The 9,060-nt window shown below is 43.5% G+C and carries 7 protein-coding genes and 1 tRNA gene; 5 read left to right on the forward strand and 3 right to left on the reverse strand.

The window, feature by feature from the left end; translation table 11 throughout:
- Window positions 1-84: 84 nt before the first annotated feature.
- The gene (locus tag WBA23_RS12035) at window positions 85-1,476 is read right to left on the reverse strand and encodes an NCS2 family permease (RefSeq protein ID WP_424582526.1); all 1,392 of its coding nucleotides are present in this window, start codon (window positions 1,474-1,476) and stop codon (window positions 85-87) included.
- Between the two features lie 216 nt (window positions 1,477-1,692).
- Here WBA23_RS12035 and WBA23_RS12040 point away from each other — a divergent pair, with 216 nt between their 5' ends.
- Both WBA23_RS12040 and WBA23_RS12045 read left to right on the forward strand, forming a co-directional pair.
- Entirely contained in the window at window positions 1,693-3,339 is a 1,647-nt protein-coding gene (locus WBA23_RS12040; protein ID WP_424582527.1) for an OmpA family protein, read from the forward strand.
- Window positions 3,340-3,497: 158 nt separating this feature from the next.
- Window positions 3,498-4,580: a hypothetical protein gene (locus WBA23_RS12045; RefSeq protein WP_424582528.1), complete on the forward strand. Its 1,083-nt coding sequence runs from the start codon at window positions 3,498-3,500 to the stop codon at window positions 4,578-4,580.
- A 118-nt stretch (window positions 4,581-4,698) separates the two neighbouring features.
- On the opposite strand, the gene gap is transcribed toward WBA23_RS12045, so the two are convergent.
- On the reverse strand, window positions 4,699-5,691 hold the full coding sequence (gene gap / locus WBA23_RS12050) for a type I glyceraldehyde-3-phosphate dehydrogenase (RefSeq protein ID WP_424582529.1): 993 nt from the start codon (window positions 5,689-5,691) through the stop codon (window positions 4,699-4,701).
- Between the two features lie 231 nt (window positions 5,692-5,922).
- On the opposite strand from gap, the gene WBA23_RS12055 reads away from it, so the two are divergent.
- Window positions 5,923-5,994 (forward strand) — tRNA-Glu (locus WBA23_RS12055).
- A gap of 183 nt (window positions 5,995-6,177) precedes the next feature.
- Window positions 6,178-7,032, forward strand: a complete 855-nt coding sequence (gene ypfJ / locus WBA23_RS12060) for a KPN_02809 family neutral zinc metallopeptidase (protein WP_424582530.1) — start codon at window positions 6,178-6,180, stop codon at window positions 7,030-7,032.
- 123 nt (window positions 7,033-7,155) lie between these two features.
- Here ypfJ and WBA23_RS12065 read toward each other — a convergent pair whose 3' ends face one another.
- Window positions 7,156-7,557, reverse strand: coding sequence for a response regulator (locus WBA23_RS12065; RefSeq protein WP_424582531.1), 402 nt, complete (start codon window positions 7,555-7,557; stop codon window positions 7,156-7,158).
- A 346-nt stretch (window positions 7,558-7,903) separates the two neighbouring features.
- Between WBA23_RS12065 and WBA23_RS12070 the strand changes: the two genes are divergently transcribed.
- The coding region (locus WBA23_RS12070) for a TrpB-like pyridoxal phosphate-dependent enzyme (protein ID WP_424582532.1) at window positions 7,904-9,060 on the forward strand (1,157 nt) is incomplete at its 3' end.

The following is a 9,060-nucleotide window of genomic DNA, read 5'->3' on the forward strand; positions in this document are numbered from 1 at the left end:
AGCGGTCTTGTAGAAAGCTATGGCGTTTTTCTTATTTTTCTGTAAATCCATCAGTTATGTTATTTAGTTTACGTACTTGTTTCTTTATAGAATAAATTTCAGCACAAATAAACCTGCCAATAAGTAAAGGGCAATTGGTATCTCACTAAACTTTCCTTTCACCACTTTAATCAACACGTAGAAGATAATTCCGGCAGCGATGCCATTAGCAATACTATAGGTAAAGGGCATCAGCACCATTGTTAAAAATGCAGGAAGGGCTTCGTCAAAATTGTTAAAGTTTATCTTTTGAATGGATTGCATCATGAGCATTCCGACGAGAATCAGTGCAGGAGCCGTAGCGGCAGCAGGAACTACACCAGCCAGTGGGGCCAAAAAGATAGAAAGCAAAAATAGGATAGCTACCACCAATGCCGTAAGCCCGGTTCTTCCTCCGGCTACTATTCCGGCGTTGCTTTCAATGTAGGTGGTTACCGTAGAGGTTCCCAGTAACGCCCCGAAGGTAGTCGCTAAGGCATCCGCCAGTAATGATCGTTTCATACGGGGCAAGTTCCCCTGTTCGTCCAAAAATCCTGCCTTGTCGGCAGTGCCAATAAGCGTACCGATGGTATCAAATAAATCTACCATTGAAAAAGAAATAATCACCACCAAAAGGGTTGCGATCACTTGACCTATACTGTGGGTCTTGGTATTAAACAATCCGGCGAAATCCAGTTGAAACCAGGTCTCAGATAGATTGACATTGGCCATACTCATACTTTCAGGAAGCTGAGTGATGCCAAACAGTAGCCCGACTACCGTAGTGAGAACGATGCTAAATAGAATCCCGCCCGGCACTCGCAAGGCGTACAGTACGCCAATGATAATTAGGCCAATACAGGCAACCAGTACCGAAGGAGAGCCTAGATTGCCCATCTCCAGAATTTGGGGCGGAGCTTGCTGAATTTGCCCAATGAGTGCCTCAGCTTCTAGCGTTTCGGCTCCCAAAATAATATCAATAATGGGTCCCTGGTTCATCCGAACGATTCCGGCATTGTTCAAACCGATTAGTGTAATAAACAAACCAATGCCGGCGGGGATGGCGTAGCGCACAGCGGCAGGCAATGCTCGCACAATGACCGAACGAGCGCCAGTAACTGTCAGAATGATAAATAGTACTCCCGAAATGAATACAATCGCTAAACCCTGCTGCCAGGTGAAGCCATTTTGCAGCACCACGGTGAAGGTAAAAAAAGCGTTTAGCCCCATACCAGGTGCTTGAGCGAACGGGTAGTTCGCAACTAAGGCCATCATCAATGTGCCTACTGCCGCAGCTACGCAGGTAGCAATTAATACCGCGTTAAAATCCATTCCAGCCTGCTGCAAAATACTGGGATTCACGAAGATAATGTAAGCCATCGTGAAGAAGGTGGTCAGTCCGGCGACTACTTCGGTACGTACGGTAGTTTGGTTTTCCCGCAGCTTAAATAAATCCATAGTTAGGGGGTAGTAGGCTTGGTTAAGCTGCCAAAAATATCACTTCCTATCTGAATTGCCAGTAAACCCCAGTGAATTGATTTAGATAAGACTTGGTTGTACGATTATTGTGGCTTAAAATTAACCTTCAACCATGAGCAATGAACAGTTAGCAGTGAACAATGATTTAACCATACTTTTCATTACTCATTGCTAATTGCCTCGAAGATTTGACCTATGAGACATACTTTTCTTCTACTTTTAACCTGCTTTCATTTTGCCGTCTATGCCCAAGAAGAACACGAGAAATTGGAAGGAAATCTTAATTCATCGGCGAATGAGGTGGCTCCGGTGCTCAGTGCTGACGGGCAGACATTGTATTTTGTCCGGCAGTATCATCCGCAGAACGTAGGTGGTGTAACCGATCCGGGCGATATTTGGTACAGTGATCTGCAAGCCGACGGTCAGTGGGGAGTAGCTATTCACGGAGGAAAAACCATCAATAATCGCTTTTACAACGGAGTTATTGGTTTTGCCGATGAGCGAACGGCTTACGTTCACGGGCACTATCTAGATAGAAACAAACAACCAACTACTCAGGGGGTTTCTACAACCAGTGGTCAAAAAAACCAGTGGAATACTCCTCAGGCTGTGAAGATTCCTTACTTCTATACCAAGTCTAAGCACCAAAGTGGTTCTTTACACGCTAGTAGTCAAATTATGCTTACTGCCTTACAATCTTACGACTCGCGGGGAGCCGAAGACTTGTACGTTTTGTTTCGGCAGAACGACGGCTCTTGGTCTGAACCTAAGAACATAGGCAACGACATCAATACCGAATACCAAGAGATGACCCCCTTCTTAGCACCAGATGGAAAAACATTGTTTTTTGCCAGCAACGGGTACGAAGGCTTCGGTAGTCGCGATATTTTTATGTCGGTACGGTTGGATGAGTCGTGGCGAAGTTGGTCAAACCCTAAGAACCTAGGCGCATCGGTAAACACTCCCGGCACTGAATTATATTATAACATTCCGAAGAACGGTGATTTTGCTTACTTATCATCTACGCAGAATAGTGATGGGATGGCTGACATCGTAAAAGTTCGCATTAATCCGGAAGAAGAAATGCTAGCAGAAGCCGATTCTACCCTGGATATTCCTGAAGAAGAGCCGATAGTGATTACTCCATCCGTAGTTGAAACTTTCACTGAACCTGAGCCCGAAGTAATTGAGGAGGTTCCGGAAGAAGAACCCGAGACACTAATGGCTACTATTCAAGGAAAAGTGCTCAATGAAAAAGCCCAGCAGCCACTAAATGCTGAATTGGTTGTCCGCTCGGTGCGTAATGACACTACATTGGTTGAAACTATACAAACGGATGCGCAGGGCACGTTTAGCGTTTCATTACCGTTGAATGACAACTACGAATTATCCATAGTAGCAGAAGGCTTTATTCGCCAACGAGATAAACTTCTGTTAGCCGAAACTACCGAAGCAAGCACATTGGAGCGTAACTACCAACTTACTCCCATAGAGGTAGGCTCTACGGTTAATTTAGAAAATGTATTGTTCGACCGAGGCACAGCGGATATGCTTCCCGGCTCCGGCGAACGGTTGGATGAAGTGGTAGAATTTTTAGGCGAAAACCCTGAAGTAGCCATTGAAGTGGGCGGCCATACCGACAACCGAGGCCGAGCCGACTTAAACATAAAGCTATCCAGTCAACGAGCCGAAGCCGTCCGGGAGTACTTGATTCAACAGGGAGCTAATGCCGAACAAATTACGGCCAAAGGCTACGGCGGAACCCAACCCCTTAGCAGCAACGCTATTGAAGAAGAGCGCCGCAAAAACCGCCGGGTTACTTTTATGATTGTGCGGAAGTAGTATTTAAGATAAAAGTTTTCTCAATGGATAAGAATCAATTCAGTAGTTAACAAGCACGAAATTTGATGCTTGCAGCAGATAAGATAAATCACTCAGAATAGCTTACACAATTCAGCCTTCATATTAGTAGCATGTGTTAAACAAGTAAACTAAGAAGTGTGGATATAAAATCAATTCTAATACCTTTCGTACTACTTTTCATCGGTTGTTCCAGTGACGATGAAGTAGGTACCGGATCTGAAGCAAATTCTCTCGAAATAGTAAATGACTATTCTTATAATGATCTTTTGTCCTTAATAGGGGAAGATAAACTTGGTATTGCTGTTGAGAAACCTGCGGCTAATGGTGCCCTTGGAAGAAATAGAGGTAGTTATTTTCACGTTCGTTTTCAACTGGCGATGTCGTCCGTTTCTGATTTTGCCATTACAACTACTAGGACTGACGCACTCGAACAGTTTGTTAATACGGTTGAATATTCTTTTAACCATCAATTGGATGGTGGTAATTTTGAGTTCTCTCCACCAGCAGAACTCCTAAATTCACCCGATTACCAGCCACCATCAGAAGGAGATTTAGTAAGTGCAACTGCATTTTTTGCTAGTAGTCTGGGTATTGCGCTGTTAAGTCTTGAAACCTCACCTTGGTACACTTCTAGTTCCGAAGCACAACAGTTTAAAGAAGAAGTAGCTATGTACTCCCTTCCTATTGAAAAAACCTTGGACTATTTAATAAGCAAGCAACATATTCTGCTTCAATACGATGCCAAAGCTCCTAATCGGTTATTGTTTGATGCATTGGCTTACTATTGCCTAGGTAAATACCTAGAAAGAACTGACGCTCAAACCGTTGGCTTTGAATTTATAGAAGCTGCTTTAGATCTTATTGATCAACAGCAGGGTTATTTCATTGAAGGGGGTGGGTGGGACTCCAGTTACAACGGGGTAGCTCTTAAATTAGCTATGGAGCTTTTTACTTTTGTTGAAGAAGAAACTATGAAAGGAAATTTAAAAGGAGCCATCACAAGGGCGGCCGAATGGCAGCTTAGTAGAATTGACAATAGCGGAAAGATTTCTACTGACGGGAATACTAGAGTATACCCAGGAGGTGAAGCATTTTTAGGAACAGAGAAGGGGGTCGATTACGCCAAAACTGTTAAAGCTTTATATTACTTTGGCTACTTAACAAATAATCCAGAAGTCATCAAAATCGGAGATAGTGTTCTAAGCTACTATGAACAATAGTCTAAGTAGATTATGCCCTAGTTTTAGTTGGTGATATAGAGCATTAGTAAGAGCTTATTAAAGAAATAGCAAGCCAGATTTCTCTAGCTTGCTATTATAATCATTTACGGAGTTGCTCTTACATCATACCGCCTACGCGGGCAATTAAATCAGCCGAACGAGCGGAATAACCGGCCTCATTATCATACCAACCTAGCACTTTTACTAGTTTTCCGTTGGTATTGGTGGAGTCGGCGTCAAAGACACAAGAGTACGGGCTACCGATAATATCTGAAGATACCAAGGGGTCTTCAGTATACTCCAAAATGCCTTTCAGGGGACCGTCCGCCGCTTCTTTCATGGCAGCGTTCACTTCTTCCTTCGTTGTCTCTTTACTTACTAAACAAGTAAGATCAGTCAACGAACCAGTGATAGTCGGTACACGCACTGCATTTCCGTCTAGCTTTCCTTTCAGATCAGGCAGTACTAAACCCACCGCTTTGGCCGCTCCGGTAGTCGTAGGTACGATATTAACTGCGGCCGCTCGGGCTCGCCGTAGATCACTGTGGGGAGCATCTTGCAAGCGCTGATCAGCGGTATAGGCGTGAATGGTGGTGATGAAACCTTTCTCAATGGTAAACTTCTCATGAATGATCTTAGCCATGGGAGCCAAACAGTTGGTAGTACAAGAAGCATTGGAAAGAATATCTGCTTCACCATTTAGCGAGTCATCGTTCACACCTAGCACTATGGTTTTAATACCACCTTTTGCCGGGGCCGAAATAATTACTTTTTTGGCTCCGGCAGTCAAATGCTTGCCCGCTCCGGCTTCATCACGAAAAATACCAGTAGATTCTAATACGATATCTACTTCATGCTTCGCCCAAGGTAGCTTTTCCGGATCGCGTTCAGCGTACACTGATATTCGCTTGCCGTTCACTGTCAGCGATTCGCCGTCGGCAGTTACCTCTCCGGGGAAGCGCCCGTGGGCTGAATCGTACTTTAATAGGTGAGCTAAGGTTTCGTTATCGGTAAGATCGTTGATGGCAACTACCTCTACATTTTTGTTGTTCAGCAGGTTGCGGAAGGTTAGGCGTCCTATTCGTCCAAATCCGTTAATAGCAACTTTCATAGTTGATGGTTATTTAATAAATGAATAATCGGGTAAATAAATAATGTGAAGCAAACCACTAGAGCCTACTAAAAAATTATACTAAGTTTGGGAAAACTTGTTGCCTCAATCGCGTGTTAGAGTAGCGAAATTATGAAATAAAGCAGATATATAGCAGTGCATCGCAAATTTTGTTAGTTTTTTTGATAATCTAAAAAGCTACTTCTATATTTGCACTCTCAAAAATTAGCTGCTCCGTTCGTCTAGGGGTTAGGACGCCAGGTTTTCATCCTGGTAACAGGGGTTCGATTCCCCTACGGAGTACTTTATTTTTCCCTTCCACCTTCGGGTGGGAGGGTTTTTTATTTGATCTTCTTGTAATATTTCCTTTTTCTTATTTAGAACTTTCTGTGAGAAATTAGTTACGTATAGTGTGGAGTTATGATTTGACTCACCAACTCTGAGTATAACAAACTAATTATACTAACATACCAAACTTTTTAAACTATGCGCTGGCAAGGTAGAAGACAAAGCACCAATGTTGAAGACCGACGAGGCAGTCGGGGAAAGAAAGTAGCCCTAGGGGGCGGTTTAGGAACTATCGTTCTAATTATTCTTAGCTTACTTTTTGGTGGAGGTGATCTTACCGATTTATTACAAGTAGACGCCGGTGGCGGTGTACCTGCTTCCCAAACCACCACTCCTACCAATCCTGAAGAAGATCAGTTAGCTCAATTTGTAAAAGTGGTGTTAGCTGACACTGAGGATGTATGGAACAAGCTTTTTCAGCAACAGGGACAAGATTACCAGGAACCTGTGCTAGTATTATTTACCGGACAGGTACAATCGGCTTGTGGTTTTGCGCAAGCAGCTACCGGTCCTTTTTATTGCCCTGCTGATAATAAGGTTTATATCGATTTGAGTTTTCAGCGAACGTTAAGTGAACGATTAGGAGCTAGCGGCGATTTTGCAATGGCTTACGTAATTGCTCATGAAGTAGGTCATCACATTCAGAACCTATTGGGTATCAGTCGTCAGGTTCAGTCTCAACGAGGGCAAATTAGCCAAGCTGAATACAATAGACTATCCGTAAAATTGGAGTTACAAGCTGATTTTCTAGCAGGCGTTTGGGCTCACCATGCCGACCGAATGTTTGATATTTTGGAGCAAGGTGATATTGAGGAAGCACTACGAGCGGCTAATGCTATTGGCGACGATCGTTTGCAAAAACAATCCCAGGGTCGTGTGGTACCCGATGCATTTACCCACGGCACCTCCGAACAGCGAATGCGTTGGTTTCGCAAAGGTTACGAAACTGGTGATCCTTCGCAAGGCGATACCTTTGAAGCTGAAGTCTTATAGCTTCCTCTATTCAGTAGAATTCATTTTTAGCCTTAGTAAATATAGTTTAGCTTAAAGATGAATATATTAGCTTTCTGTTTTGCTGTTTTAACCCGTACAGGCGCGTAAGCTAACATTCAGCTTTTAAAATTTATCGGATTGAGATTCAGCCGAGAGGAATTCAATTAACTTCTCCTTGGGCAGAGGTTTGCTGATGAACTCACTAACACTGGGGTATTTTAAAGCTTCGCGTCGTTCTCTTTCTCGCACCGAACTGGTAAGCACAACCACCTTTGTCTTGAGTTCGCTATAATTAATTTCATTTTCAAAAACTTGAAGAAACTCAATACCATTCAGTTCGGGCATATTAAGATCTAGCAAAATGTAGCGGGGAAACAATTTAGGATTAGAGGCTCTCTCTTTCAACCACTGCAATGCTTGATACGGATTATTTTTAGTAACAAACCGATCAACGTACGTTGTTTTCTCGATCAATAACCGATAGATTTCCAACGTATCATCATCATCATCGATCATCAATACCATGACTTTGCTTAGATTAGATTAAAGGGTTACGTCAATTAAATAGTGCGTAGTGGCAGTTTAACTTTTTTTTGACTATTTTATACTTATTTAGCAAACTTTTTCCGCCGAAACCTTCCAAACAGCTTACCAATGTATTAGCTGTTAGTCACAAGTAATTATACCAACAATCTACTTGATTGTTCTACATTTAGCTGAAAGCTGTTCATTAAATGACCAAACCAGTTGACTGACTTCTATTCTAACCCATTTTAGTCTCACAAGAAGTTCACTGCTAAAATACGCCCTTTTGGGTTATAAAAAACTTTGTATTTTAGGGGTTTGAGTAATTTGTAAATCACTAACCTGCATGACTAAACAAAGAAAATTTTTATTATCTGAAGCGGAGATGCCTGAAAATTGGTACAACATTGTGGCCGATATGCCTAATAAACCGTTACCACCCCTGCATCCTCAGACGCAACAACCCATTGGCCCCGATGCGCTAGCTCCGCTGTTTCCTATGGAATTGATTAAGCAGGAAGTTACTCCTGAGAAGTGGGTTACTATCCCTGACGAAGTTAGGCACCTGTATTCAATATGGCGCCCTACCCCCCTATACCGAGCTTACGGTCTGGAAAAAGCGTTGGACACTCCCGCTAAAATTTACTACAAATATGAAGGAACTAGCCCCTCAGGTTCGCACAAACCGAACACGGCGATTGCCCAGGCGTATTACAGTAAACAGGAAGGGGTTAAGCGAATCACCACAGAAACCGGAGCCGGCCAATGGGGTAGTGCTCTGAGTTTTGCTTGTCAGCACTTTGGTATTGAGTGTGAAGTGTACATGGTTAAAATCAGCTATCACCAAAAGCCCTACCGAAAGATTATGATGAATACCTGGGGAGCCAGCGTTATTGCTTCCCCAAGCGATAAGACCGAAGCTGGTCGTAAAGTACTGTCTAAGCATCCCAACTCACCGGGTAGTTTAGGTACTGCTATTTCAGAGGCAGTAGAGCGCGCGGTTACTGATGAACATACCAAGTACGCACTAGGTAGCGTACTGAACCACGTACTCATGCACCAAACGATCATTGGTCAGGAAGCCGTTCTTCAGATGGAAAAAGCGGGCGATTTTCCCGATGTGGTAGTGGCTCCGTTTGGCGGTGGTTCTAACTTTGCCGGAATTGCGTTTCCATTTCTTCGGTACAACCTAAAAGAAGGTAAAAATATTCGCTGTATTGCTAGTGAACCCGCTTCTTGCCCTAAACTAACCAAAGGAGTTTTTCGCTACGATTTTGGCGATACCATTGGTATGACTCCGCTGCTACCAATGTATACACTAGGGCATAATTTCGTACCCGCTCCTATTCACGCGGGTGGTTTGCGTTACCACGGCGCGGGCGTGGTAGTTAGTCAACTACTGAAAGATCAAATGATTGAAGCGCGATCGCACCAGCAATTGGAGTGCTTTGAGGCCGGAATTCAGTTTGCGCAAGCTGAAGGTATTATCCCTGCCCCGGAAGC

The organism is Tunicatimonas sp., from assembly GCF_049647865.1.
GTDB lineage: Bacteria > Bacteroidota > Bacteroidia > Cytophagales > Cyclobacteriaceae > Tunicatimonas.